The following is a 24,006-nucleotide window of genomic DNA, read 5'->3' on the forward strand; positions in this document are numbered from 1 at the left end:
CTGTTAATAAATTGATTGGTAAATACTTATGGTTTTTTGATCGAGGGCTGGGCGTAAATATAATTATTTCGCCAGAAAACCAGCGGCTTCCTGCTTTACCCGCAGCGCCTGGTTGAGGTGACGCTCGGTGTGGGCCACCAGCATTTGAAACGCATCGCCGACGTTGATTTTAAGCCAGTTGCCAAAGAGGGTCATCATTTTTTCCTCGTTCCAGTCGATGTACGGTGCCTTATCGAGCAATTCGTGCAACAGTTGCTGCAATTCCACAAACTGCTTCATCACATCGCGGGCGTCCAGATCGTTACGGGGCATCATGAACGAAACCGTTGGCAGCTTCAGGCTGCTGTTTGGGTCAATGGCTTTGCGTAGCATCCGACCGACCATAGTGCTTTTCAACGGTTGATCAATCGGGCTGGTCTGAATGAAGCCCAGGTCATCGATTTTTTTCTGGAGATTCCGGATGTAAAACCGTTCGGCCAGATTGAGGTGTTGCAGACACTGCGTGATGCTCCAGCGTTTGGTGTCGGGTTTCCAGTTCAATTGCTCGTCGGACAGCGGACGAAATTCCCGCTCAACGGTTTCCAGAACCGTTTTGATCCGCTGCTGGAGTTGGTGGGCGGTTTCTATTTTTTGCATATTTTTCTAACCCTGTTAGCGCCGGGCCATCGCATGATCGCTAGACCCTGACAGCGGTTTTGATTTAATAAAAAGGATAACCGCTGCTGGCATGACATGATCGGTTGAGCCACAGTTCGACCGCTGATTGGGTTTCAACCGCTGTTAGGATCTGTCGATCAATCATGCGACGGCCTTGGAAAAAGTCTTCACCGCTGTCAGGGTTTTTCGACCGCTGACAGGGTTAAGACCTCCTCCACTGTCAATTTCGCCAGCGACGGCACCACCAGGTCGGCTTGGGTCAAGACCGATGGCAAGCCAATACCAATTGCCAGCATCCCGCCCCGTTTGGCAGCTTCGACACCCGCAACGGCATCTTCAAAAACCACGCATTCGTCGGGCCGGACGTGTAGTTCGGCGGCACCTTTCAGAAAAACCTCCGGATCGGGCTTGCCCCGGCTGATTTTGGTGCCGTCGATAATCGAATCGAAATCGTCGATCATGCCGATGCGTTCCAGAATCAGGCGGGCATTTTTACTGACCGATCCGAGAGCGGTTTTCAGGTTGGCCGCTTTTACCGCCACGAAAAAATCCGTTACGCCGGGCAAAATGGCTGCGGGTGTCATCTGCGAAATCAGTTCCAGATACCACTCGTTTTTCTGGGTAGCCAGTGCCAGTTTATGATCTTCCGAAACCGTCAGGCCGCCGTGGGCCAGAATAATTTCCAGGGATTCGGTGCGGCTGATGCCCTTCAATTGCTCATTAAATTCTTCCGTAATATCGAAACCCAGCGTATTGGCCATCCGTCGCCAGGCTTGATAATGGTAAATCGCTGTGTCGACAATAACGCCATCCAGGTCAAAAAGTAAGGCTTTTATGGGCATTGGCTGATTGATTATGCAGGTTGTGTACTGCAATAAAGCGATAAAAAAGGACTTATCCGTTAGCGTTCGCCCGTTTTCATCCAAGCCAGATCAGGGAGTGAGTTCGAGCACCACCGCAGTTTTGGCCGGTAATTTAAGGGTAGTCAAGCTGTTGATTACCTCGTCGGTCAGCACGTTTCGAGCCTTTGTAAAACCTGCCATGCGTTCGGCAAACCGGCCGGTTTCCAGATTGATTTCCTGCTCCGTCGAATTAGTCGCTATCATCACGGTTTTGGACGCATCATAGCGAAAATAGACGTAGGTGCCGTTTTGGGGAATATATTGCATGAGTTTTCCTGCATGCAAAGCCGGCGTATTTTTCCGGTAATTCGCCAGTTTTTTTATAAAATTGAAGGCGTCTTTTTCCTTTTCGTTTCGCCCGGCATCGGTAAACTTATTCGCCGGATCACCGGGAAAACCACCCGGAAAATCCCGGCGTACTTCCGCATCCGACGGATTTTTGGTGTTCTTCATCAGAACTTCCGTTCCGTAATACCAAGATGGAATGCCACGCGTCGTCAGGAGCCAGGTGACGCCCATTTTGTATTTTGCATAATCATCTCCAATCACCGACAGGTAGCGATCAGTATCGTGATTGTCCAGAAACGTAACCAGCTTTTGCGGATCTGCATAAACCGCATCCGTCGCCAAAGCCTGATACATCCGGTTGACGCCCGAATCCCAGCTAAAGTTCTCTTTCAGAGCCGCATTAAAAGCATCATAGAGCACAAAATCCAGACCGCCCGGCTGGTTGGATTTGAAGGGTTGATCGATCCGGTTTTTGACAAAAAACGCCTGCGCCACCGGATTGCCTACCCAGGATTCCCCGAAGATATGGAGTTTGGGATACTCACTTAAAAGGGCCTGATTACAGCGGTTCAGGAAGTTCAAATCGTTGTATTTATAAGTGTCGACGCGCCACGCGTCCAGCGCAAAAAGCTCCGTACACCAGATCGCATTCTGAATCAGATACGTGGACAAAAACGAATTCCGCAGGTTCAGATCGGGCAGAAAAGGCGTGAACCAGCCGTCCAGCAGTACTTTTCGGTCCGACGCAGCGGAATAAGGGTCATACAAGGCCTGCTCCTTGTGCGAACTGCCGGTGTAGGTCGGCCACTGGTTGAACCAGTCTTTGAACGGCTGGTTTTTGTAGAGCCAGTGGTCGTCGCTGACGTGGTTATACACCGCATCCTGCACCAGTTTCATGCCGCGCTGGTGGAGCGCCTGACCCAATTTTCGGTAGCCCTCCGTGCCGCCAAACCGCTTGTCGATCTGGTAATGGTCCGTAAAATGATAGCCGTGGTACCCCGCCTGCATCCGGTCGGGAGCTTCCTGTTTCAAGGTTTCGTCGTTCACCAAAACCGGCGTCATCCAGAGGGCCGTGACACCCAGTTCCTGCAAATAATCCAGGTGGTTGGTGATGCCCTGCAAGTCCCCGCCGTGCCGTAGATGAGGAACCGACCGATCGGCTTTGGTGTCGAGCAGGTCAGGAAAAGCATCGTTAGCCGGGTCGCCGTTGGCAAAGCGGTCGGGCATGATCAGGTAAATAAAATCGGCCGCCGAAACGCCCTGCCCTTTCGGCCCGGTTGTTCGGGGCTTTAATTCGTAGGCTCGACTGACGGTTTCGGAGCCGGTTTTCCCCACAATTCGAAAAGTGCCTGGTTGGGCGGTTGCAGAAATTAGCAGATCCAGAAAAACAAAATCGGGGTTTTCGGCCTTTTGTGTTTTCACCAGCTTGACGCCGGGGTAGTTGATCGTGTACGTCATCGATCCGGCTTTGGGGCCGTAGATCAGGAGCTGGAGGTTGGGGTTTTTCATGCCGACCCACCAGTTAGTTGGGTCGATGCGTTGAATGGCAGCGGACTGCGCCAGGGCCCGGCAAAAGACGATCTGGCAGAACAGCAGGAAGAGGGTAATCGAACGGTTCATAACGGTTAGCGGAGAGATGGAAACGCGATCTTAAATATGGTAAAATAAAGGATTTGTTTTCATATTGCCAGCAATTTTGAAATTTGACGCTGAAACCGGTCGGCCGGGTCGGGCCGACCGTGCTAAATTTGTATCTTGGACATGAAGACGAATTCATCCGCTCCAGATTCCATAAAAATAAACCGCCGGGCTTTTGCCGGTGGATTGGTGGCTTCCGGTATCCTGCATACCCTGGCGGCTTATTCCGTTGAACCCTTACTGTCGAACATGAATACATCTGTGCCCATCGAAGAAAAATCAGACAAACTTGTTGTTTACCAAATCTTTACGCGTCTTTTCGGTAATCAGAATACGACCAATAAACCCTGGGGAAGCCGGGATGAAAATGGTGTTGGCAAATTCAACGACATCACCGTTAAAGCCTTGCAGGAACTGAAGAAGTTTGGGGTTTCGCACGTCTGGTACACCGGTATTATCGAACATGCGCTGATGACGGATTACTCGGCATTCGGGATTAGAAAAGACAATCCGCAGGTTGTGAAAGGCCGGGCGGGTTCGCCCTATGCGATCAAAGATTATTACGACGTGAACCCGGATCTGGCGGTCGATGTGCCCAACCGGATGAAGGAATTCGAGGATTTACTGAAACGGTCGCACACCAACGATCTAAAAGTGCTGATCGATTTTATTCCCAACCATGTGGCCCGGGAGTATCATTCCGACGCCAAACCGGCGGGCGTGCAGGACATGGGAGAGGGCGATGACACCAGCAAACCCTTCGATCCGAAAAACAATTTCTATTATTTGCCCGGTCAATCGTTCCAGGTTCCGCAGGGCGTTGTTACGCCGAAAGAATCGGTGGCGAATTACGTTGAGCAACCAGCCAAAGCGACAGGCAATGACGTTTTCAAAGCCCAGCCCGACCTCAATGACTGGTATGAAACGATCAAGCTGAATTACGGTGTCGATTACCTCAACAACCGCCAGACGCACTTCGATCCGGTTCCGTCGACCTGGGTGAAAATGAAGGACATTCTGCTGTTCTGGGCGGCCAAAGGCGTCGACGGTTTTCGTTGTGACATGGCCGAAATGGTGCCGGTCGAATTCTGGGGCTGGGCCATTCCGCAGGTCAAAGCGGCTCATCCCGACGTTATTTTTATCGCCGAAATCTACAACCCGCAACAATACCGCAACTATATTTTTACCGGCAAATTCGATTACCTCTACGACAAAGTCGGTCTGTATGACGCCGTTCGTCGGTTGATGGAAGGCCAGGGCACGACGGAGGACATTACGCGGGTTTGGCAACAGGAGTCGGGCGATTTTGCCAATCACATGCTGCGGTTTCTGGAAAACCACGACGAACAGCGCATTGCCTCCCGGTTTTTTGCCAGTGATCCCTGGACGGCGGTTCCGGCCATGACGCTTTCGGCGACGTTGCACACCGGTCCGCTGATGATCTATTTCGGGCAGGAACTGGGCGTCAACCCGACGCAGGCCGAAGGGTTTCAGGGGGAGGATGGCCGGACGACCATTTTTGATTACTGGGGTGTCCCTGAATTTCAGGCCTGGACCAACGGCAGCGTTGGCAAACCCGCGAAGTTCGATGGTGGCAAGCTCACGGACGACCAGAAAAATCTGCGCAAATTTTACCAGCAGTTGAACCAGTTGGTCAACACCAGCGACGCCATCCGGATGGGTGCTTTTTACGACTTGCAATACGCGAACAACGACCGTGGCGACGGACCGGGCAAAAGCTCCGGCTATGACCAACACCGGCTGTATAGTTACCTGCGGCACTCGGCCAAGCAGAAACTGCTGATTGTCTGCAATTTCGACAAACAGAAAACCGCTAAAACGTCGGTTCGCATTCCGGTGGAAGCCTGGAAAACGATGAAGCTGGACGGGGCTAAAACCTATACGTTCAGCGATATTTTTCGGACAAAGACCAAGTTGAAATCAGCCGCGACTTCCGGTGTTCCGGTCGAATTGCCACCGTTGAGCGTGCTGGTTTTGGAAATCAAATAAACCGAACGGAATGGTTTTATTTTGTCATCTTCGTGAGATCTTTCCCTTAATTCATTTGCAAAAAGGGTAGAACGGGATAAGGTAGAAAAATGTTAAATTGGTGGGTTTTTAAAGCAGCGGGCTATGCAATTAACATACAGAATACCGGCAGATTCGTTGAATAGTAGCTTTTTGGAGTCTATCAAAACCAAATTTGCGGGTAAGGAAGTTAGTATTACGGTTGAAGACGTGCCAGATGAAAAACCAGTCAATCAAAAAGAACTTTATACAAAGTCTCTGGTTTTGCTTGATCGGTTCAAGGATATGAAAGTAGACCCGAATCTAAATCTTTCTGATTTGGCAAATGAAGTGAATCTATGATTTACTTTGATACGGATGTCCTGATCCACCTTCTGGTTCCGCAGGATTCCACCAAAAATAAAAAAGCAAAAGAGCTTTACGAAGCAGCAACATCAGCCAGCAGGTTTCTGATTTCGTTTTTATCGCTGCAAGAAACCGCTTATGTATTACACCGGCTTGATAGAAAGCCGGATGACATTGAGGCCATGTTGCAAACTTTTCTCCCTTTTGGGCCCGTTTTTTATCAGTTGGACGAGATGCTTCGGGCAATCTCAATAGCGAAGGTGATTGGCTTTCAAAATATCAATGATTGTCTTCATACGGCTATTGCCGAAACCCATCGTTGCCAGGAGTTGTATACCTTCAATCAGTCAGACTTTAAGCGAATCCAAAAACTGACAAAGATCAAAATAACGGTATTTTGACATCTGAACAGTGGAGAGATAGTCCAATTTCAATAGTGAATATACAGATTGATGTGGCATCGTGATCCGATTTTTGCTATTTTCACGGAAAACCGGTTCGCTGTCTTGATTCCTGCGTTTTCTTAACCACCGTACTTGATGAAGAAACTGTTTACCGTTCTAGTCGCGTTAGTGCCTTTTACCCGTTCAATTGCCCAGCAAATCCAGCCGCCTTCGCCACTCCGGCAGGTGGCCATTGCGCCCGGAATCTCCCCGGCCGAAACGGCAATTGCGATCAGTAAATCGTTTCAGGGGCGTCCATACGTGGCCCACACGCTGGACGGCAATGAAACCGAACAGTTGGTGGTCAATTTTCGGGCGTTCGATTGCACCACGTTTCTGGAAACCACCCTCGCGCTCTCGCTGGCCCGCCATCAATTGCTCAACGAGCAGGATTCTGTGCAGTTCGACCGGCTTTTTCGCAAGAACCTGACCAACCTGCGGTATCGCAACGGCACCATCGACGGTTTTGCCAGCCGCCTTCATTACTTTTCGGAATGGCTGGTCGATAACGAGCAAAAGGGCATTGTGCAGGATGTGACGCGAAAAATCGGCGGAATGCAGGTGTCAAAACCGGTGTCGTATATGACCAAAAGCACCTGGAAATACCCGCAGCTTTCAGACCCTTTAACCCTTCAGCAGATCGCGCTGGTGGAGTCGGCCATCAGCCAGCAGAGCTTCTGGTTTATTCCCAAAAAACGCATTAAAGAGATTGAAAGCAGCTTGAAAGAAGGCGACATTATCATGCTGACGGCTTCCCGGCCCGGCCTGGACATGAAGCACGTCGGCTTCGTAGTCTGGCAAAATGGCCCCAACGGGGAGAAAAGGGCCCATTTGCTGCATGCGTCGTCGCACTACGGTGAAGTGATGATTTCGGAAGAACCGTTGGCCGATTACGTGTTGTGGAACCGGCAATTTTCGGGCATTCGGGTGGCGCGTTTAAAAGAAAATAGTCTGCAAAACCTCTCTTACAAAGACGCCCGCCGAATCAACTGAAAGGGGTTTTTTACTTTTTCGTGCCGTTTTTCCAGAATCAGCCGGGCCGCGGTTTCGCCCATTTTTTCGTGATCGGTCGAAATCACCGCAATGCCGTCGGCCAGAACTTCCTTCAGGGGCGTTTCGTTAAAGGCCAGCACCCCGATGTCTTGCCCCAGTTTCAAACCCCGCTGTTTGACCTGCCGAACCAGTTCGACCAGATCGCCGTCTTCCAGCACAATGTAGGCCGTACCGGTTTGCAGTTCGCGGCCCGTCAGCGTGTCGAGTAGCTCGAACTCTTTGTGGTAGTGAACGCAGAAATTGCGAAAACCGCGTACGATTTCCCGTGGGTAGTAGACCTCTTTCGGGAAAACCAGCGTCAGTTTTTTGTACTTTTCCAGCACATCCAGACCCGATTCCAGAGCTTCGTAAATATCGCGGTCAAACTGCTGGTAAATCGCCGAATAGTTGCCGTGTAATTCCGAAATCTCCCGATCCAGAATGATCAGTTCATTGGCCGGAATCTGCTCCAGCAACTTGACGACGTTCACCTGTTCGGTTTCTTCGTAAAAATGCGGCATCACCACGTAATAGTGGTATTGCCCCAGATTTTCTTCCAGCAGTTTTTTAAACCGCTGCGCGCTGTGGTGGTGAATGCGAAGGTCGACCACGGCATTGTGGCCCAGCGCATTCACCAGCGAATAGTAAATGATTTTTTTGTAGGCACTAAACTTGTTGATCAGAAACAAAACCCTCAATTGGCCCGGACCATCGCGCCGGATAAAAAAACCTTTGCCCTGAACCGCCTGAATCACCCCTTCTTTTTTCAGGAAGTTGTAAGCTTTCTCGACGGTATCGCGGGCCAGGTAATATTCTTCACTCAGTTCATTGATCGACGGCAGTTGCTGGTCCCGTTTCAGGGTGCCAATTTCAATGCCATTGATCACCGCGTTGACGATCTGACGGTATTTCGGAACGCTCGACTGAGATTCGATATGAAGATCAATCATGGACAGGGATTAAGGGAATTTTGGAAATTTACTGAAATCCGGTTTGCGTTTCTCTAAAAACGAATCTTTGCCTTCTTTCGCTTCATCCGACAAATAATACAACAGGGTGGCATCACCCGCCAGTTGCTGAATGCCGGCCTGACCATCCAGTTCGGCGTTGAACGATGCCTTCAGAATCCGCAGCGCAATCGGACTTTTTTCAAGCATTTTGCGACACCATTCCAGGGTGGTTTCTTCGAGTTGTTCCAGCGGAACGACTTTGTTGACCAGCCCCATCTGCAAGGCTTCCTGTGCGTCATACTGATCGCACAAATACCAGATTTCGCGGGCTTTTTTCTGTCCGACAATTCGGGCCAGATACGATGCGCCAAAACCACCGTCGAAACTCCCGACCTTCGGGCCGGTCTGGCCAAAGCGGGCATTTTCGGCCGCAATCGTCAGGTCGGAAATCACGTGCAGGACGTGGCCACCACCAATGGCCCAACCAGCCACCATCGCAATCACCGGTTTCGGAATCCGCCGAATCTGCATCTGAAAATCGAGTACGTTCAGGCGCGGAACACTGTCTTCACCCACATACCCGCCGTGGCCCCGGACAGACTGGTCACCACCACTGCAAAACGCTTTGCCGCCTTCACCCGTCAGAATCACAACGCCCACACGCTCGTCCTGGCGGGCGAGTTCCATGGCTTCACTCATTTCCTTGACCGTCAAAGGCGTAAAAGCGTTGTGCTTTTCGGGCCGGTTGATGCTGATTTTGGCAACACCTTCGTAATACTGAAACAGGATCTCGCGGTATTCTTTTATGGTTTCCCAGGGATATTTGCTTTGCATTGAATTACACGTTAAAGTTTGATGGCTAGATGGTTAACTATGGTTAAATGGTTAAACAGTTAGTTGCGTATTTTTCAATATTTTAACAATTTCAACCTTCAAAACCATTTAACCATAGTCAACCATTTCAACCATAGTTAATCATCTAATTTATTCTTCAGAAAACTCGCTATCGTGGTAAACGACGTCCCAGGTGTGGTCAGCCATCATGCGAACCGTGGCAACACACCGGCGAAACGGATAGGTTCGTCCCCACTCATTCGGTGCGATCATGGACAGCACATCGGTCCCGTCTTTTTTCTCATAAAAGTAGTACGTATGTCCAACAATAGGTTCGAAACCCATTTGGGCACCGTAAATCCGTTCCGACACTTCCACGCGGTTGCGGATGGCTGTCGCCTGTTCTGCCAGCAACTGCATCTGCCGGTACAACTGCGACAGTTGCAAATCCGTTTGTTCGCGCATGGCCGTCACCGCCCGGCCTTTCATTTTTCCCTTGTCCTCCGGCTTGATCAAGGCGCCACCAACCGAGTGGGCATATTCGAGCAATCCGGGTTTATCCGTAACTTTATCGACTGAAATCGGATTTACAAACGCTTCGTTCGCCATAGTAAAGTGGGTCAGTTTTAAGTTTACGGTTCATCGTTCTGGAAAGCGTGCTCATGATCGGTAGCGATAAACCAGAAACGATAAACTTGAAAACCGATGCGGGCCTTCAGAGTTTTGTCAGGAACAAAAATCGGGGCAAAAGTAGCTTATTTTTACGATTCATACCGTACTCTCCATGCGAATAGCACCCGGTAATTTACCAATACCCCAAACGGAATACGAAGCGAAGGCCATCTCGTTTTGCCGGCAATGGCTTTCCGGCCAGTCGGTGTTCACACTTCATACCTCCGGTTCGACCGGAACGCCGAAACCGATCACCCTGAGTCGACGCCAAATGAAAGCCAGTGCGCTCCTGACGGGCCACACGTTTGGTCTGGTACCGGGCGATCACGCGCTGGCTTGCCTGAATGTGGATTACATCGCCGGGGTCATGATGCTAGTTCGGGGGCTCGAACTGGGGTTGGTGATGACCGTTGTCGAACCGTCCTCCAATCCGTTGCTAGGCCTCAATCCCGAAACCGAACCGGTTAATTTTGCGGCTTTCGTGCCTTTGCAGATGCACGCGATGCTCGACCATCCGGGGCATTCGTTGCCCATTCTGAATCGCATGAAGGCAATTCTGGTGGGGGGAGCCGCCTTGGATCGAACGTTGGAAGACCGGTTGCAAACCGTCTCGGCTCCGGTTTTTAGTACCTATGGGATGACCGAAACCGTCTCCCACGTTGCCATCCGGCGCATCAACGGGCCGGATCGAACAGATGTATTTCAGGCACTGAATGGCGTTGAAATTGGGGTCGATTCGCGCAATTGCCTGTTTATCAAAGCCGCAGCTTCTGACTTTGAGACGATTCAAACCAACGATGTGGTCGAACTAATTGATTCTTTTCATTTTCGCCTTTTAGGCCGTGCTGACTCGATTATCAACAGCGGGGGGGTGAAAATTCAGCCGGAGCGGGTGGAGGAGGTGATTGCGGCACTGCTGGCAAAGGAAGGCATGGCCGCCCGGTTTTTTGTCGCAGGTCTGCCGGACGAGCGATTGGGGCAGCAGGTGGTGTTGTTTCTGGAAGGAAAAGAATGGCCGGAAAGCCGTCATGCGGTTATTAAAGAAGCCGTACTGATTTCCATCGGACCATATGCCGTTCCCCGGAAAACCGTGCAGGTGCCGGTTTTTCCTGAAACACCCACCGGGAAGATCGACCGAAAATCGATTGTTTCGGCGTACCAGTAGCCGGTCGTCTTTTTTCTCCGGTCTTTAATCCCTATTCTTGCAACATGATTGAGCAGCGCTTCAAAATGATCGAAATCCGGTACCAGACCGCTCTGGTCGTTCCGCCACCCTATGCCCACTTTTTTACCCTTCTCCTTCATCCGACCAGCGACGGTCGTCTGTCGATCAACCTGACGATGACCTATACCGACCGGGAAGAACTGGACGAGGAGGAAATTGCCGGGGAAGGCTTTACAACCAACGATGACTATCAATGGGCGGGACATCTGCCGGCAATTTGGGAGCAAACCGTTAGCGATCTGGCCCGAAAAACCCAGCTCAAATCGTTTAATGAAGAAAAACTAAGTGACAATCAGGATTATTTTTTAGTGACGATTGAAACATACGCGAAGGGCAACCAGTCCGGAACGCCTTCTCAGCGTTCCGAGTGGCAGTTTTTGAGTCAGGAGCTGATTCAGGCAGTGTATGAAGTTTCGGGAAAAGAAAAACCGTTTGAAGCAACTTACCTGGAAATCGAGTCAGGCAACCGGACGGAAGCACACCTGACCGCATCGTTTGCCGGTCGGGAAGTGCGTTTGGAAACCCGGCGCGCGAACCAGACCCAATCCAAAACCCTGCCGTGGAAAGAATTGAAGGCTCTGATGGAAGTTTTCTTTGCCGTGGATTACAACAGCGAAGAAGCCTTGCTTGATGCACCGCGAAAACCCGGCCGGTATCTAAATCTGGGAACCTCGGAATGGTACGAAACCGGAACAGCCATCGTCGGTGATGAGGGGGCGGTTAGCAAACTTCGCAAGGTTCTGGTTCGGTTGAGTCAACCGTAATCGGCTGGTTTATAGCGTTACGGTTTGTTGCGTCATGATCAGTTCCGATTTTCCGCCGGCTGCTTTCAGCAAACACCCCAAGCGGTAATTCCCCGGTTGCGTGGCCTTTAAAGGCACCGTGGTCGAAAAGCCATTGCTGAAATAAACCCCCTCGGTGAGCAACCGACGCCAGCCTGCCATTTTGGGCAGCGTTCCGGTGATATAGGTTCGCTGGGCGGCTTCATCGTGCAGCACCACAAACAATTCATCGCGCAACTGCCGACGGCGAAGCGGAAACTCGGCGGTTTCAATCAGCAATTGTGGAGGGCCGTTTCCTTCGTGGAGGTAGTGCTTAGTCTGGAAAATAAGTGGTTTGAAACGATTCTGCCGGATGGTAGCTTTCAGCCGTTCGTCAAAATCCGCGAATCGTTCAGGCACCTGCCAATAGCCCTGCTGATAGGCCGGAACCAGAAACTCAATGCTGCTTTCGATGGAGCTAAAGTTGCATAATTCCGTTTGGTTTTTTCGCCAGTTATACGTGTCGGCAACGTAGCGGGTATATTTGTTAACGACTTCAGGCGTGTAGAGAAAGTAGGAACTTAAATAAAAAAGTGTCGCAAAAACGACAAAGAATACATAAGTTCCCCGGCGCAGTTTAGGATACGTGATGAGGAGAAATAAATAAAAGAAAACAGAGCTGAAAGCCGCATAAATTTTAAAGCGGTTTTCCAGAACGATTTCGGAGGAAGCCCGATAAATCGTAATCAATCCCGTCGTTAAAAATATAAAACAAAAAAACGCATATATCGTGTGGATAACCGCTGGTTGGGTCGTGTTTTTTCGAAGACTTTGATAAACCGCCACTAGCATCGAAGGAATGACTACAATGCAGATCAAGGTTCCCCAGATGATTGGAGCACCAATGGATAAAGAAGGCCAGGCCGACAGGGTTGCGCCAATTTTTGCTACAAAAGCCGCTGGAATAAGCGGCCAGTCAATGCTGCTTTTGACTCCGCTGCCGGGCGTGTAGCCCGCCAGATAACCGGCTAAAGCGATCATCATGGCCAGCATCCAGGGCAACAAAACAACATAATGCCGGTTAATCAACAGAATAAAAAAACCGGTTGCGAACACCAGGATGCCATTTCCGTGCGTGTAAGTAGCCAGAAGGGAAAGAAAGACAGCCATCGCGACCCGAACCGGTGCCGGTTCCTGAAGCAGGAGCAGGCAGGCGCAAAGGAGCAGAAGCAGGGTGATGTGCTGTAATCCGGTCAAGGCCCATAGGGTAACTTCATGGTATTGGGGCTGAAAAATAAACAACGGAATCGGAAGAAAATACGCCAGAGGAAGTTTTAACTGCCGAAATAATCCATAGATATAACCCGCCACAAAAATTAAGTTGATCGCAGCAATAAAAATGTAACTTCTAAAATTTAAATGGCCGTTAATCAGATAATCGATGTAGGAAACGAACCGGGGTACGAAGATACGGTGATCGTTATCCGCCCGAAAAAAAGTAGAAATTGTTTCTGGCCAGCTTAACCCTTTTCTAATTTCAGTAATTAACTGAAGGAAAGTGTTGTCATCCTGAAAAGGGAAGTTGACGGAATAAATGGCGACGTAATAGACAAAAAAAACAATAGCACCGACGCTTACAAAACCCGATATCCAATTTAAAATATGGATAAAAGCAGGGGTTTTCGTCGTTGACTGATTGATTAACAGGGTGTTCACACTAGTAAGTCGGTAACGTTGTCAATATACTTTATAAGCGCACTGTATATTTGGTTGATGCCTGCCTGCATTATTTTTTCTGAATGCGATCCAACTCATATTGCAGGTCTTCAACCAGGGTTCGAATGCCATCCAGAGACGGGCTTGCTTCGGGCATTTGCTGACTGATAAAGGCCGAAACCTCCCACACTTCGATCACTTCACGAATGGAAACTTCCCGGCTGTTGATTGAGGGTTGATCGGAAGCCAACAGCAGTGTACCTTTCAGTTTGACCTGATTGAAAACCCGGCGGCACAGGATGCCCTGGTTCTGGATCAGCAGGACATGCAGCTTGTTGTCGGCAATATCATACCAGTTCCGGATGTATTTGCCAATGAGCACCGCGCCCGGAAAGGCAAACTCTTCCCCCGCTTCAAAAGCCCGATAAGTGTCGGGAGGGAGCAAAGGTAATTGTAAAATCGCCAACCGATTCAGAAAATCGGGCTGCTGATACCGCTGCATATAATCGCTGAACTGCCGCTTGCGAACATAAGCAATTGTACTGGTTGAATACGTTTCGGCCGAACTGCGGTGTTCGGGGGGCGAACTGGTTACCGCTCGCGTAGTATCGTAACTATTATTGAAAGACAAAGGTTGTGGCGAAGGTGGATTACCAGACAAAGAATAAGGCGAGAATCCTTCGCGACGCGAAACCGGCCGGGGAACAATCCGTTGCGATACCAGCTTAATTTGCGGCTGGGCTGGCGGGTAATGATCGACCGGTTTCTGAAAGTTTACCGGGGGCTTGGAGGCTGGTTGCTGGTAGTATTTTTCAAGAACGGACGACAGCGCCTGGGGAGCAGACGCGGTATTTTCAGTTTCGACAATCTCTTTTGGCAGGGGCGAAGCCGGAAAACCGGTGGAGGGCTGGGCACCGGACGACGGTCGGTCGAGCGGCAACGCCAGATCGGGGGTTTCACGGATTTTCCGCAAGTCACTTTTTAGCAGATTGTCGACTGTGGTGCTGAAAGCGCGGGCAATCGACATCAGATTGTCCAGATTCGGGTTGGCCCGGGCTTCTTCATAAGCCCCCAACAGCGATCGTTTGATGCCAATCCGCCGGGCAAACTGTTCCTGAGTTAACCCATTGAGCCGGCGAAGGTATTTAATGTTGTTGCTGACAATACTCATCGGGCAGTGTTTTGACAAAAATATTAGTATTTCTGTATTATTACCTGTTTTTTCATGAAAACGTAATCATGCAATGATTTTGCCGCCATTTAATCGCGAAAATAAGACACAGCTCCGGGATTTGTTCGATGCCCAACGCCGACAGACGGTTTTTCTGAAAGAATCATCGGCCGGGGAACGGGTGGTTAAATTGAAGAAGATACGAGCATATCTCCTGGCCAACCGGACAGTTTTAGCAAAGGCACTTTATGCCGATTTCCGGAAACCAGCGACCGAAACCGATTTGACCGAGGTATATGGTACGATCAACGAACTGAATGTGGCCATCCGTCATCTGAAAAGTTGGATGAAACCCCAGCCGGTTCCTACTCCGCTGGGTATGCTGGGAACGACCAGCTTTATACAATATGAACCCAAGGGTGTTACTCTTATCATTTCACCGTGGAATTACCCCATTTATCTGACCCTAAAACCACTCATTTCGGCCATTGCTGCCGGAAATACGGCGGTTATTAAACCGTCGGAGCATTCTCCCGGTGCTTCAGCCTTCCTTCGAACGCTGGTGGAGGAGCTATTTCCGCCGGAAGAGGTGGCGGTTTTGGAGGGCGACGCTACGTTGGCTCAATACTTATTGGAATTACCATTCGACCATATTTTCTTTACGGGCAGTACGGAAGTGGGGAAAACGGTGATGACGGCAGCGGCCCGGAACCTGACATCCGTTACCCTGGAACTGGGTGGAAAGTCGCCCGGCATTATCGACGAAACCGCTGATGTCCGGACCGCAGCCCGGCAGATTGCCTGGGGAAAATGGATCAACAACGGACAGACCTGCGTAGCTCCGGATTTCATTCTGATTCAGCGGTCGGAGAAAGACCGGTTTATCCGGGAGATTCGTGAAGCAATTCGGGTCATGTACGATGCGGAGGGGAAGGGGGTTCAGGCTTCCGAAAGTTATGCCCGGATCATCAATGACCGGCATTTTCAGCGGCTCAAATCCTTGTTGGACGATGCCCTACAGAAAGGGGCCACCGTGTCGATCGGTGGGCAAACGGATGCCGGTGACTGGTTGATGGAGCCTACGCTGCTCGAAAATGTGACGGTAAAAATGACCGTGATGCAGGAAGAAATTTTTGGCCCTCTTTTGCCCGTTATTCCGTATGATACCCGCGAAGAAGTGGTTCGTTTTCTGGGCGGTCTGCCCAAACCGCTCGTTTTGTATATTTTTAGCGGGAAAGAATCGAACCGCCAGTTCTGGCTGAACCGGACGACGGCCGGGAATACGGTTATCAATGACACGATCATTCACTTTGCCCACGCTGAATTGCCGGTGGGGGGAGTCAATCAAAGTGGAATTGGAAAATCGAACGGTTTTTATGGTTTTCAGGAATTTTCCAATTCCCGCGGGGTGGTGAAGCGTCAATTTGGAAACTTAAAGTTACTATATCCGCCTTATTCAGACAGAGTTAAAAGACTGGTCAAAATAATTTTAAAATACTTTTAAACGAATCGAATTCATATTGGGTCAATTGATAAGATTGCTATATTAGTATCAGGTTTTACTCAACAGCTTCTGTATGATTAATACGTCTCCTTCCTCTGCCGACTTGAAAGAAACCGTTCCCGGTACCACGCGGGACCAAAACCAAAAGTCGGGAGGTCGATCGGGCATTCCGATCATTTTCGTTCATCAGCACTACAGTTTTTACCTGGAATATACCTTGCGGCAAGCTGCTCATTCCAATCCCGACAGCCCGATTCACCTTCTGGGTGATGCCGACAATAACCGGTTCCCGTTTTTGATTCACCACAATGTCAGTGATTTGTTAAATTCGGAAACGGACTGGTTTAAAAGTGTATATCAGCACCAGTCTCCCAATCATTACGACTACGAACTGTTCTGTTTTGTGCGCTGGTATCTGGTGAAAGAACTGATGCGACGCGAAGGCTATCAACAGGTTTTTGTGGCCGATTCGGATGTGATGATTTATTCGGACATTACCCACTATGTTAGCCAGGCCGGCTTGACGAAATACCAGGCTGCTTACAATGTCGGCGTTGACTATCAATGGGTTCGGTCAGCATCGGGCCATTCTTCGTACTGGACCTGGGAGGGAATCAGCCAGTTTTGCGATCTGATGAGTAACCTGTATACCCTGCCCCGGTTTGTTACATTCATGGATCAGATCCGGGCGGAGAAGATCATAAAAAACGACCGGGCCGGCATTTCGGACATGACGGCGTTGTACGTTTTTTTCGAGGAAGAGAATTCGCGCATCCGTAATCTGTCGGCTTGTCTGAATGGGTCGGCTTTCGATCACAACATTTCAATGGCCACCAATTACGATCTGGATGAATACGAATTTGGTCTGGGGCGCAAGAAAATCGTGATCAAAAATGGACACCCTGTTGCCTACAACCTGTTGTTGAAAAAAGAAATTATTCTCCATACGCTACACTTTCAGGGCAATAGCAAAAACATTATCCACCGGTATTATACGGGGGGAGGATTGCTGGGAAACAAAGCCTTAAGAGAGATTCGTTTTCGGGCTTCCGTGCTCTATCACATGGTGCGATAAGGCTGGGAATGTATCAATATTCATTGTAGGGCAGATTGACGGTGTCCCGCCAATACGTCGTAACGTCGCTGATCATCTGAATCAATTCCGTAAACTGGATGGGTTTGACAAGGTAGGAATTGGCACCCAACCGGTAGGCTTTTTCCACCTCCTGCCGCGATGAAGTCAGAATCAATACCGGAATATTCTTTAGCTGGTGGTCGGACCGAATGGCCTGAAGGGTCTCCAATCCATTCCGGAGTGGCATATTGATGTCCATAATGACCAGCGACGGAAGCGGGTTGACGGCCTCCGGGCCAATACAATTCATTAGGTAGTCGATAACCTGATCCCCATCTTCAACAAACCGTCCGCAGTCGAACAACCCATTTTGCATAAACGCTTCATCCAGCAATAGCCGATCTTCTTCATCGTCTTCGGCAACTAATATGGTAAAAGGTCGGTTGGGCAACATAAAGAAATGAATAGGTGCCGGACAATGGCCCTAAATGAGAGATTGAAGGTAGCAGTTTTCCGGTTTATTGCCAACTTGTAAATCATATTTCGCCCCAGTTCGATTGTTTAGCGCTTTTGTGTACCTTACCGGTCCAATTTTTTTTGATGGCCTCTTTCGAAATTATGCGCTATTGGTTGCCGGTTTTTCTGCTTACAACCCTGTCGGCTGCGGCTCAGACCCTCCCCGTTCTGGATCAAAATCCCCCCCGCCTGCACTGGTATCAACTGCAAACACCCCACTTTCGGGTTCTGTATCCGACCGGTTTCGACCAAACCGCCCAGCAAACCGCCCGGCGTCTGGAACAGGTGTATGAACCCGTCAGTGCGACGCTGCAAAAGAGACCCCGCAAGTTGTCGGTGGTTCTCCAGAACCAGACGATGATTAGCAACGGTTTTGTGACCATGATGCCCCGGCGCTCGGAGTTTTTTGCCATTCCGTCCCAGGACCCTTTTCTGGCCGGAAATCTCGAATGGCTCGATCTGCTGGCCGTTCATGAGTTCCGGCACGTGGTTCAATACGATAAAGCATTGCAGGGACTGACGCGGCTGGCGTACACGGTTTTTGGAAATTCTGCCTTTTCGGCCCTGACCCTGGGCGTGCCGGACTGGTTTTGGGAAGGCGACGCCGTGGGTACGGAAACTGCGCTGACGCTGGGAGGTCGCGGACGGATTCCGAACTTCGATCTGGGCATGCGGGCCAATCTGCTGGCCGGAAAACGGTTCCGGTATCCCAAAGCCGTCGGCGGATCGTACCGGGACAATGTACCCAATCATTACGTTCTGGGATACTTTATGTCTACGTATTTAAAACGGACCTACGGCTCAGATGCCTGGAGCAAGGCCCTCAATCGCTATTACCGTTTTCCACTGTATCCGTTTTCGTTTTCCAACAGCGTGAAAAAAACGACGAATTACCGGATTGAGGAACTCTACCGACGGTCGATGGACGATATCGAAGAAAGCTGGCGGAAACAACAGGAAGGTCTGCGTTTAACAGATGCAATACCTTTTCCGGTTAACGCATCGGGAAAGGTGTTTACCAATTACCAATACCCGCAGTATGTCTCAGACCACGAGGTGATTGCCTTGAAATCCGGGTTGGGGGATATTGCGCAGTTTGTGCGGCTAGATCGGAATGGCGTTGAAACTAAAGTCACCGTACCCGGTTTGTACAATAATCCCGAGATGCTGTCGGTGGCTGCCGGAAAAATTTGCTGGACTGAATTTCGGTACGACGTTCGTTTCGGCCAGCGGGTTCAGTCCGAAATCAAGGTTTTCGATTTGAACTCCCGCCAACTCAAACGATTGTCCAGCCACAGCCGCTATTCGGTGGCGTCCCTGTCGCCCGACGGAACCCGGGTGGTGGCCGTCCGCAACGACGAATCGTACCAAATCCGGCTGGTCATCCTCGATGCCCAAACCGGTCAGGAACTGCGGGTTCTGGACAATCCGGAGAATGACTTTTACGTTCAGCCCCGCTGGCAGGACGACAACCGGATGCTGGTGGTGGTGACCCGGACAAAAGCCGGAAAAACGATTCAATCCATTGATTCTGAAACGAATATTCGACGTGATTTGATGCCGGTTTCCGGGCAGAACATCAGCCATCCCCAACCCTGGAAACAGTACGTTTTTTACAATTCTCCCCAGTCTGGCATCGACAATATCTATGCGCTCGACACCAAAACCGGTCAGTCGTATCAGGTAACCTCCCGTTCGCTCGGGGCCTATCACCCGGCGATCTCCGCCGACGGGCAGAAACTCAGCTTCCATGACTTTCACGCCGAAGGCTACCGCATCGCCGAAATGCCACTCGATCCGTCCCGGTGGACTCCCGTCGGCGAGGTTCGCGATGGCACCGTCCGCTATTTTGGCCCCTTGATCAGCCAGGAAACGGGTGGTGCGCAGGTTCGGACGGCCCTGGCCGATTCGTTGACCCCAACGACTGACTTTCCCAAAAAGCGGTTTAGTCGGTTGCTGAACGCTGTCAATGTCTATAGCTGGGGGCCGGTGGTGAGTTCCGACGGCCAAAGCGGAACGATCGGTTTGCGGTCGCAGGATCTGTTAAGCACCACCCAAATCGACCTGGGTGTGGGGTATGACCAGTCGGAACGAACGGTGAATTACTACGGAAATCTCAGCTATCAGGGTTTTTTCCCGATCATCGACCTCGGTTTTCAACGGGGTCGTCGGTCCACATCCGTCTACATCGACCGCCGGGCACCACTCGATTCGCTGCGGAGCGACACCTGGAATTACAACCAGTTGAACGTCGGCATCCGGATTCCGCTCCAGCTCACGACCTCAAAATACTTTCAAAGTGCTTCTTTGTCCGCTTACTACAATTTGCAGCAGGTGAGCGGGTATGACCTGCCGGTGCGTCCCATCACGGAAGTGGGTTTTGACCGCGTGCTGCACGGCATGTCCTACGCGGCATCCTATTCACGCACCCTGAAACAGAGCAAACGCGACGTCGGCCCCCGCTGGGGACAGGCGGTTTCGGCCGTCTGGCGAAACACGCCGTTTGGCGGAAAACTGACCGGCGAGGTGTGGGCGGTGCAGGGAAGTCTGTATTTTCCGGGGTTAGGAAAACACCACGCCCTGCGCCTGCGGGCTGGTTATCAACAGCAAATGCAGGGAACATACCGGTTTGCACCGGCGGTTTTCTATCCGCGCGGTCAGTCGTATGTCAGTTATGATCAGTTGATGACAGGTAGTGTGGAATACCGCCTTCCGCTGCTCAATCCCCACTGGTCGATTGGGCGGTGGCTCTACATCCAACGCGTCAAAGCCACCGGTTTTTACGATACAGCGCAGGGTGAAAGTCAGGTGCTCGTGCAGGGGCAAAACCGGGTCGTCACCGATCAGTATTATACAACGGGGCTGGATCTCTCGTTTGTTTTCAACGTCATGCGGTTACGCACGCCGTTCGAAGCGGGTATGCGAACCATCTACAACCTCAAAACCGGTGAGCTGCTGGTTCAACCGCTGGTGATTGGGCTGGGATTCTAATCTTGATTGAGTGATTTGTGATTGAGTGACACTGCATCCTTCTTTTCACTCAATCACTCAATCACAAATCACTCAATGATAAACTTCTTTGCGGGCCGATTTGAGCGTATTTTGCATCAGGGAGCAGATCGTCATCAGGCCAACACCACCGGGAACGGGGGTGATGTAGCTCGTTTTGGGGGCCACCTCGTCGAATTTTACATCACCTTTCAGGGCAAAACCGCTTTTTTTGGAGGCATCCGGTACGCGTTCCAGCCCGACGTCGATTACCACAGCCCCTTCTTTCACCATGTCGGCGGTGATAAATTCCGGTCGGCCCAGAGCCGCTATCAGAATATCCGCCGAACGACAAATTTCGGGCAGATTTTGGGTCCGGCTGTGGGTCATGGTCACCGTGCAATTGCCGGGGTAGGTGTTGCGCTGCATCAGAATGCTCATCGGCAATCCCACAATCTGGCTGCGACCCACCACCACGCAGTGTTTGCCGGCGGTTTCGATCTGATACCGTTGCAGCATTTCCAGAATGCCCTGCGGAGTGGCCGAAATGTAGGCCGGTAATCCCTTGGCCATGCGGCCAATATTGATCGGATGAAAACCGTCCACGTCTTTGGCCGGATCGATGGTTTCCATGACTTTGTCGGCCGAAATGTGGGCGGGCAGGGGCAACTGAACAATCAGGCCGTCCATGTCCGGATTGGCGTTAACGGCCTGAACGGCGTCGATCAGCTCCGCTTCGGAAACCGTATCATCGAATCGGATAAGCGTCGAGGCCATGCCGATTTCTTCGCAGCTTTTCATTTTGCTGGCCACATAGGTTTCACTACGCCCCGCCGTGCCGACCAGAATGGCGACCAGGTGCGGAGTTTTGCCGCCCTGGGATTTGATTTCGGCGACTTCTGCCGCGAGTTCCTGCTTGATTTGTTGGGAGAGAACTTTTCCGTCGAGGAGTTGCATGCGCTAATTCGATAAAACGCAAAGGTAGCGGTTTTACGCAGACGATTGACCGGAATTCTTCCACATTGTTTGAAGGCAAGCTGGTTTTTAAGCGAAAAATTTAGTATACTTGTAAAAACCGCATTGTGGTTTTGCCTGTCGTTTTAATAAAAATGGTTCGTTGATGAAGTTTTATCGCCCTCTTTTTCATGTGATTACTTTCCTCCTGATCGGGTGGACGCTGGCTTCCTGGGCTAGGGTGTCCGACGGGCGGGTGAAGGAATCGTCCGTGAGAGTGGCGACGATCGATGTCTCATCCGGGTACGAACTGACAGATCATTTGACGGACGGGTTTGCACACTTGTTTGTTCACGAAGCCCTGGTCACCCCCACGGTTTCTCACCAGGTTCCGCTGCCTTTTGTTGCGATTATTGCTGCGATTTGGGTGTTGATCAAAGCTGTTGCCCTTTTCCTCCGGCGCGACGTTTTCTATTATTTCTTCTTCTGGTTTCGGCGTCTTTTTGGCCACCAGATCGCCATTAACGCCCCCTGAAGGTCCTTTTTCGATGAATTTTTCCTGATATTCCGGCGACCCTTCGTTGGGGTTCTATCAGCCGATGACATCACCTAGGTTGTCAACGGATCAGGGCAAGACTGTAAATACGTACGGTTTTGATAATCATTAATTATCCACCATCAACTCAGGTATCATGGTAAAGAAACGCATACAACGGGCTCGAAATTCGGCCGTTTTTCGGGAAATAAAAGAGGTAATATTGATCGTTCTGGGTGTACTCAGCGCCGGGATGGGATTGAAAGGGTTTTTGTTGCCCAATGATTTTCTGGATGGGGGCGTTATCGGTATTTCGTTGCTGCTTCAAATCAAAACCGGTATCGACCTGGCCATTCTGGTCGTGGTGGTCAATATCCCGTTTATCTGGATGGGATTTCGTCAGGTATCCTGGACTTTTGCCCTCAAAACCGCCGTCGCCATTGGATTACTGGCTTTGTGTCTGGCTTTTATCCCGTATCCTGTTGTGACAACGGATAAACTGCTGATTGCCGTTTTTGGCGGTTTTTTCCTCGGTGCAGGCATAGGATTGGCCATTCGGGGGGGCGGAGTGCTGGACGGGACGGAGGTGCTGGCAATCTACGTGAGCCGCCGTTCGCCCTTGTCGGTAGGGGATGTCATCATGATCATCAACGTTCTGATTTTTGGGTCTGCCGCCGTGTTCATCAACGTCGAAACCGCTCTTTACGCCATGTTGACGTATCTCTCGGCCTCCAAAACCGTTGATTTTATCATCCACGGCATTGAAGAATACATCGCCGTCATGATCGTTTCGGATCGGCACGAAGAAGTGCGTCAACTGATTACGGAAGAACTCGAACGCGGGGTTACCGTTTTGAAAGGTGAAAAAGGATTCGGCAAACGCGGCATGCGGGAAAACGACATCAATATTCTGTACGCGGTTGTTACCCGCCTGGAGATCACCCGCTTAAAAGATAAAATTAGTGAAGTCGACGAAAAAGCCTTTCTGATTGAACACAGCATCGCCGACGTCAAAGGCGGGATGATCAAGCCCCGCCCGCTGCATTGACGATCAACTGCTCGGCCAGCCGCGACAAACCCGTCGTGGCTGGTTCGGGAATAAACGTCAGGTTTTTGCGGGGACGTATATCCGGCACGTTCGGGTCGACCACGTAAATCGGGACGCCCGGCCGAACGTAGTCGATCAAACCTGCCGCCGGGTAAACGACCATCGAGGTGCCGACAATGATCAGAATATCGGCGGCATAGGTCAGTTCAACGGCGGTTTCCATCATCGGTACGGCTTCGCCAAACCAGACGATGTGGGGGCGCAACGGCGACCCTTTCTCACAGCGGTCGGTTCGTTTCAATTCCCAGCCGTCGATGTCGTAAACCAGGTTTTCATCCCGCGTGCTGCGTGATTTGAACAGTTCGCCGTGCAGGTGAATGACGTTCGATGAACCGGCTTTTTCGTGCAGATTATCGACGTTTTGGGTGATGATCGTTACTTCATAGAACTTCTCCAGGGATTTTAACGCCAGATGGCCGGCGTTGGGCTGGGCGGCCAGGGCCTGTTTCCGGCGCTGGTTATAAAATTCAAGCACCAGATCCGGATCTTTCGCCCAGCCTTCGGGCGTGGCAACATCCTCAATGCGGTGATTTTCCCACAAACCGTTGGAGTCGCGGAAGGTTTTCAAACCGCTCTCGGCACTAATCCCGGCACCGGAAAGCACAACCAGTTTAAGACGTTTGGGCATGATACGAGCAAATGAGTAGGCATTGAAAATAGTGCA

General features: G+C 50.7%; 22 protein-coding genes. 11 read left to right on the plus strand and 11 right to left on the minus strand.

Annotated elements, in window-relative coordinates:
* Positions 1-63 precede the first annotated feature (63 nt).
* The 3 genes from ACS5NO_RS13235 to ACS5NO_RS13245 form a co-directional block, all read right to left on the minus strand.
* Positions 64-636, minus strand: a complete 573-nt coding sequence (locus ACS5NO_RS13235; protein ID WP_439415586.1) for a DinB family protein — start codon at positions 634-636, stop codon at positions 64-66.
* Between the two features lie 197 nt (positions 637-833).
* Entirely contained in the window at positions 834-1,499 is a 666-nt protein-coding gene (gene pgmB, locus ACS5NO_RS13240; protein WP_439415587.1) for a beta-phosphoglucomutase, read from the minus strand.
* Between the two features lie 90 nt (positions 1,500-1,589).
* On the minus strand, positions 1,590-3,467 hold the full coding sequence (locus ACS5NO_RS13245; protein ID WP_439415588.1) for a glycoside hydrolase family 13 protein: 1,878 nt from the start codon (positions 3,465-3,467) through the stop codon (positions 1,590-1,592).
* A 141-nt stretch (positions 3,468-3,608) separates the two neighbouring features.
* Between ACS5NO_RS13245 and ACS5NO_RS13250 the strand changes: the two genes are divergently transcribed.
* The 4 genes from ACS5NO_RS13250 to ACS5NO_RS13265 all read left to right on the plus strand — a co-directional run bounded on the left by ACS5NO_RS13250 (position 3,609) and on the right by ACS5NO_RS13265 (position 7,294).
* Positions 3,609-5,495 (plus strand): alpha-amylase family glycosyl hydrolase, encoded by a 1,887-nt coding sequence (locus tag ACS5NO_RS13250; RefSeq protein WP_439415589.1) that lies wholly within the window; start codon positions 3,609-3,611, stop codon positions 5,493-5,495.
* A 123-nt stretch (positions 5,496-5,618) separates the two neighbouring features.
* Entirely contained in the window at positions 5,619-5,855 is a 237-nt protein-coding gene (locus ACS5NO_RS13255; protein WP_439415590.1) for a hypothetical protein, read from the plus strand.
* Positions 5,852-6,259: a type II toxin-antitoxin system VapC family toxin gene (locus ACS5NO_RS13260; RefSeq protein WP_439415591.1), complete on the plus strand. Its 408-nt coding sequence runs from the start codon at positions 5,852-5,854 to the stop codon at positions 6,257-6,259. Before ACS5NO_RS13255 ends, ACS5NO_RS13260 begins: the two co-directional genes overlap by 4 nt.
* A 138-nt stretch (positions 6,260-6,397) precedes the next feature.
* Positions 6,398-7,294 carry an N-acetylmuramoyl-L-alanine amidase-like domain-containing protein gene (locus ACS5NO_RS13265; RefSeq protein WP_439415592.1) on the plus strand — a complete coding sequence of 299 codons (897 nt, stop codon included), beginning with the start codon at positions 6,398-6,400 and terminating at the stop codon, positions 7,292-7,294.
* On the opposite strand, the gene ACS5NO_RS13270 is transcribed toward ACS5NO_RS13265, so the two are convergent.
* The 3 genes from ACS5NO_RS13270 to ACS5NO_RS13280 all read right to left on the minus strand — a co-directional run bounded on the left by ACS5NO_RS13270 (position 7,267) and on the right by ACS5NO_RS13280 (position 9,726).
* Positions 7,267-8,283 (minus strand): GntR family transcriptional regulator, encoded by a 1,017-nt coding sequence (locus ACS5NO_RS13270; protein WP_114409311.1) that lies wholly within the window; start codon positions 8,281-8,283, stop codon positions 7,267-7,269. The two genes, ACS5NO_RS13265 and ACS5NO_RS13270, sit on opposite strands and share 28 nt — an antisense overlap.
* 9 nt (positions 8,284-8,292) lie before the next feature.
* Positions 8,293-9,117, minus strand: coding sequence for a 1,4-dihydroxy-2-naphthoyl-CoA synthase (gene menB, locus ACS5NO_RS13275; protein WP_439415593.1), 825 nt, complete (start codon positions 9,115-9,117; stop codon positions 8,293-8,295).
* A gap of 150 nt (positions 9,118-9,267) precedes the next feature.
* On the minus strand, positions 9,268-9,726 hold the full coding sequence (locus ACS5NO_RS13280) for a DUF2452 domain-containing protein (protein ID WP_439415594.1): 459 nt from the start codon (positions 9,724-9,726) through the stop codon (positions 9,268-9,270).
* Positions 9,727-9,901: 175 nt separating this feature from the next.
* On the opposite strand from ACS5NO_RS13280, the gene ACS5NO_RS13285 reads away from it, so the two are divergent.
* Positions 9,902-10,954, plus strand: a complete 1,053-nt coding sequence (locus ACS5NO_RS13285; protein ID WP_439415595.1) for an AMP-binding protein — start codon at positions 9,902-9,904, stop codon at positions 10,952-10,954.
* A gap of 44 nt (positions 10,955-10,998) precedes the next feature.
* Positions 10,999-11,778, plus strand: a complete 780-nt coding sequence (locus tag ACS5NO_RS13290; protein WP_439415596.1) for a hypothetical protein — start codon at positions 10,999-11,001, stop codon at positions 11,776-11,778.
* A gap of 9 nt (positions 11,779-11,787) precedes the next feature.
* On the opposite strand, the gene ACS5NO_RS13295 is transcribed toward ACS5NO_RS13290, so the two are convergent.
* Entirely contained in the window at positions 11,788-13,032 is a 1,245-nt protein-coding gene (locus ACS5NO_RS13295) for a hypothetical protein (RefSeq protein WP_439415597.1), read from the minus strand.
* A 529-nt stretch (positions 13,033-13,561) separates the two neighbouring features.
* Positions 13,562-14,662, minus strand: a complete 1,101-nt coding sequence (locus tag ACS5NO_RS13300; RefSeq protein WP_439415598.1) for a helix-turn-helix transcriptional regulator — start codon at positions 14,660-14,662, stop codon at positions 13,562-13,564.
* A 73-nt stretch (positions 14,663-14,735) separates the two neighbouring features.
* On the opposite strand from ACS5NO_RS13300, the gene ACS5NO_RS13305 reads away from it, so the two are divergent.
* Entirely contained in the window at positions 14,736-16,166 is a 1,431-nt protein-coding gene (locus ACS5NO_RS13305; protein WP_439415599.1) for an aldehyde dehydrogenase family protein, read from the plus strand.
* 73 nt (positions 16,167-16,239) lie between these two features.
* Positions 16,240-17,241: a hypothetical protein gene (locus ACS5NO_RS13310; protein WP_439415600.1), complete on the plus strand. Its 1,002-nt coding sequence runs from the start codon at positions 16,240-16,242 to the stop codon at positions 17,239-17,241.
* A 13-nt stretch (positions 17,242-17,254) separates the two neighbouring features.
* Here ACS5NO_RS13310 and ACS5NO_RS13315 read toward each other — a convergent pair whose 3' ends face one another.
* Complete coding sequence (locus ACS5NO_RS13315) at positions 17,255-17,695, minus strand: response regulator (RefSeq protein ID WP_138991940.1); 441 nt, start codon at positions 17,693-17,695, stop codon at positions 17,255-17,257.
* Between the two features lie 164 nt (positions 17,696-17,859).
* On the opposite strand from ACS5NO_RS13315, the gene ACS5NO_RS13320 reads away from it, so the two are divergent.
* Positions 17,860-20,748 carry a TolB family protein gene (locus ACS5NO_RS13320; RefSeq protein ID WP_439415601.1) on the plus strand — a complete coding sequence of 963 codons (2,889 nt, stop codon included), beginning with the start codon at positions 17,860-17,862 and terminating at the stop codon, positions 20,746-20,748.
* Between the two features lie 72 nt (positions 20,749-20,820).
* On the opposite strand, the gene ACS5NO_RS13325 is transcribed toward ACS5NO_RS13320, so the two are convergent.
* Complete coding sequence (locus ACS5NO_RS13325; RefSeq protein WP_439415602.1) at positions 20,821-21,702, minus strand: bifunctional 5,10-methylenetetrahydrofolate dehydrogenase/5,10-methenyltetrahydrofolate cyclohydrolase; 882 nt, start codon at positions 21,700-21,702, stop codon at positions 20,821-20,823.
* Positions 21,703-21,892: 190 nt separating this feature from the next.
* On the opposite strand from ACS5NO_RS13325, the gene ACS5NO_RS13330 reads away from it, so the two are divergent.
* The gene (locus tag ACS5NO_RS13330) at positions 21,893-22,234 is read left to right on the plus strand and encodes a hypothetical protein (protein ID WP_439415603.1); all 342 of its coding nucleotides are present in this window, start codon (positions 21,893-21,895) and stop codon (positions 22,232-22,234) included.
* A 157-nt stretch (positions 22,235-22,391) separates the two neighbouring features.
* Positions 22,392-23,282 (plus strand): YitT family protein, encoded by an 891-nt coding sequence (locus tag ACS5NO_RS13335; RefSeq protein ID WP_114409298.1) that lies wholly within the window; start codon positions 22,392-22,394, stop codon positions 23,280-23,282.
* Here the strand turns inward: ACS5NO_RS13335 and ACS5NO_RS13340 are convergent.
* Positions 23,260-23,970 carry an SIR2 family NAD-dependent protein deacylase gene (locus tag ACS5NO_RS13340; protein ID WP_439415604.1) on the minus strand — a complete coding sequence of 237 codons (711 nt, stop codon included), beginning with the start codon at positions 23,968-23,970 and terminating at the stop codon, positions 23,260-23,262. The genes ACS5NO_RS13335 and ACS5NO_RS13340 overlap by 23 nt on opposite strands.
* Positions 23,971-24,006: the final 36 nt, after the last annotated feature.

This window comes from Larkinella fluvii (genome assembly GCF_051857545.1).
Classification (GTDB): Bacteria; Bacteroidota; Bacteroidia; order Cytophagales; family Spirosomataceae; genus Larkinella.

Excerpts from the sequence above, each read along its gene's own strand:
- ACS5NO_RS13290 (WP_439415596.1), top strand. The coding sequence starts at position 10,999 with ATGATTGAGCAGCGCTTCAAAATGATCGAAATCCGGTACCAGACCGCT.
- ACS5NO_RS13250 (WP_439415589.1), top strand. The coding sequence starts at position 3,609 with ATGAAGACGAATTCATCCGCTCCAGATTCCATAAAAATAAACCGCCGG.
- ACS5NO_RS13285 (WP_439415595.1), top strand. The coding sequence starts at position 9,902 with ATGCGAATAGCACCCGGTAATTTACCAATACCCCAAACGGAATACGAA.
- pgmB (WP_439415587.1), bottom strand. The coding sequence starts at position 1,499 with ATGCCCATAAAAGCCTTACTTTTTGACCTGGATGGCGTTATTGTCGAC.
- ACS5NO_RS13305 (WP_439415599.1), top strand. The coding sequence starts at position 14,736 with ATGATTTTGCCGCCATTTAATCGCGAAAATAAGACACAGCTCCGGGAT.
- ACS5NO_RS13245 (WP_439415588.1), bottom strand. The coding sequence starts at position 3,467 with ATGAACCGTTCGATTACCCTCTTCCTGCTGTTCTGCCAGATCGTCTTT.
- ACS5NO_RS13280 (WP_439415594.1), bottom strand. The coding sequence starts at position 9,726 with ATGGCGAACGAAGCGTTTGTAAATCCGATTTCAGTCGATAAAGTTACG.
- ACS5NO_RS13315 (WP_138991940.1), bottom strand. The coding sequence starts at position 17,695 with ATGTTGCCCAACCGACCTTTTACCATATTAGTTGCCGAAGACGATGAA.
- ACS5NO_RS13265 (WP_439415592.1), top strand. The coding sequence starts at position 6,398 with ATGAAGAAACTGTTTACCGTTCTAGTCGCGTTAGTGCCTTTTACCCGT.
- ACS5NO_RS13270 (WP_114409311.1), bottom strand. The coding sequence starts at position 8,283 with ATGATTGATCTTCATATCGAATCTCAGTCGAGCGTTCCGAAATACCGT.
- ACS5NO_RS13235 (WP_439415586.1), bottom strand. The coding sequence starts at position 636 with ATGCAAAAAATAGAAACCGCCCACCAACTCCAGCAGCGGATCAAAACG.
- ACS5NO_RS13320 (WP_439415601.1), top strand. The coding sequence starts at position 17,860 with ATGCGCTATTGGTTGCCGGTTTTTCTGCTTACAACCCTGTCGGCTGCG.
- ACS5NO_RS13260 (WP_439415591.1), top strand. The coding sequence starts at position 5,852 with ATGATTTACTTTGATACGGATGTCCTGATCCACCTTCTGGTTCCGCAG.
- menB (WP_439415593.1), bottom strand. The coding sequence starts at position 9,117 with ATGCAAAGCAAATATCCCTGGGAAACCATAAAAGAATACCGCGAGATC.
- ACS5NO_RS13340 (WP_439415604.1), bottom strand. The coding sequence starts at position 23,970 with ATGCCCAAACGTCTTAAACTGGTTGTGCTTTCCGGTGCCGGGATTAGT.
- ACS5NO_RS13335 (WP_114409298.1), top strand. The coding sequence starts at position 22,392 with ATGGTAAAGAAACGCATACAACGGGCTCGAAATTCGGCCGTTTTTCGG.
- ACS5NO_RS13255 (WP_439415590.1), top strand. The coding sequence starts at position 5,619 with ATGCAATTAACATACAGAATACCGGCAGATTCGTTGAATAGTAGCTTT.
- ACS5NO_RS13300 (WP_439415598.1), bottom strand. The coding sequence starts at position 14,662 with ATGAGTATTGTCAGCAACAACATTAAATACCTTCGCCGGCTCAATGGG.
- ACS5NO_RS13310 (WP_439415600.1), top strand. The coding sequence starts at position 16,240 with ATGATTAATACGTCTCCTTCCTCTGCCGACTTGAAAGAAACCGTTCCC.
- ACS5NO_RS13325 (WP_439415602.1), bottom strand. The coding sequence starts at position 21,702 with ATGCAACTCCTCGACGGAAAAGTTCTCTCCCAACAAATCAAGCAGGAA.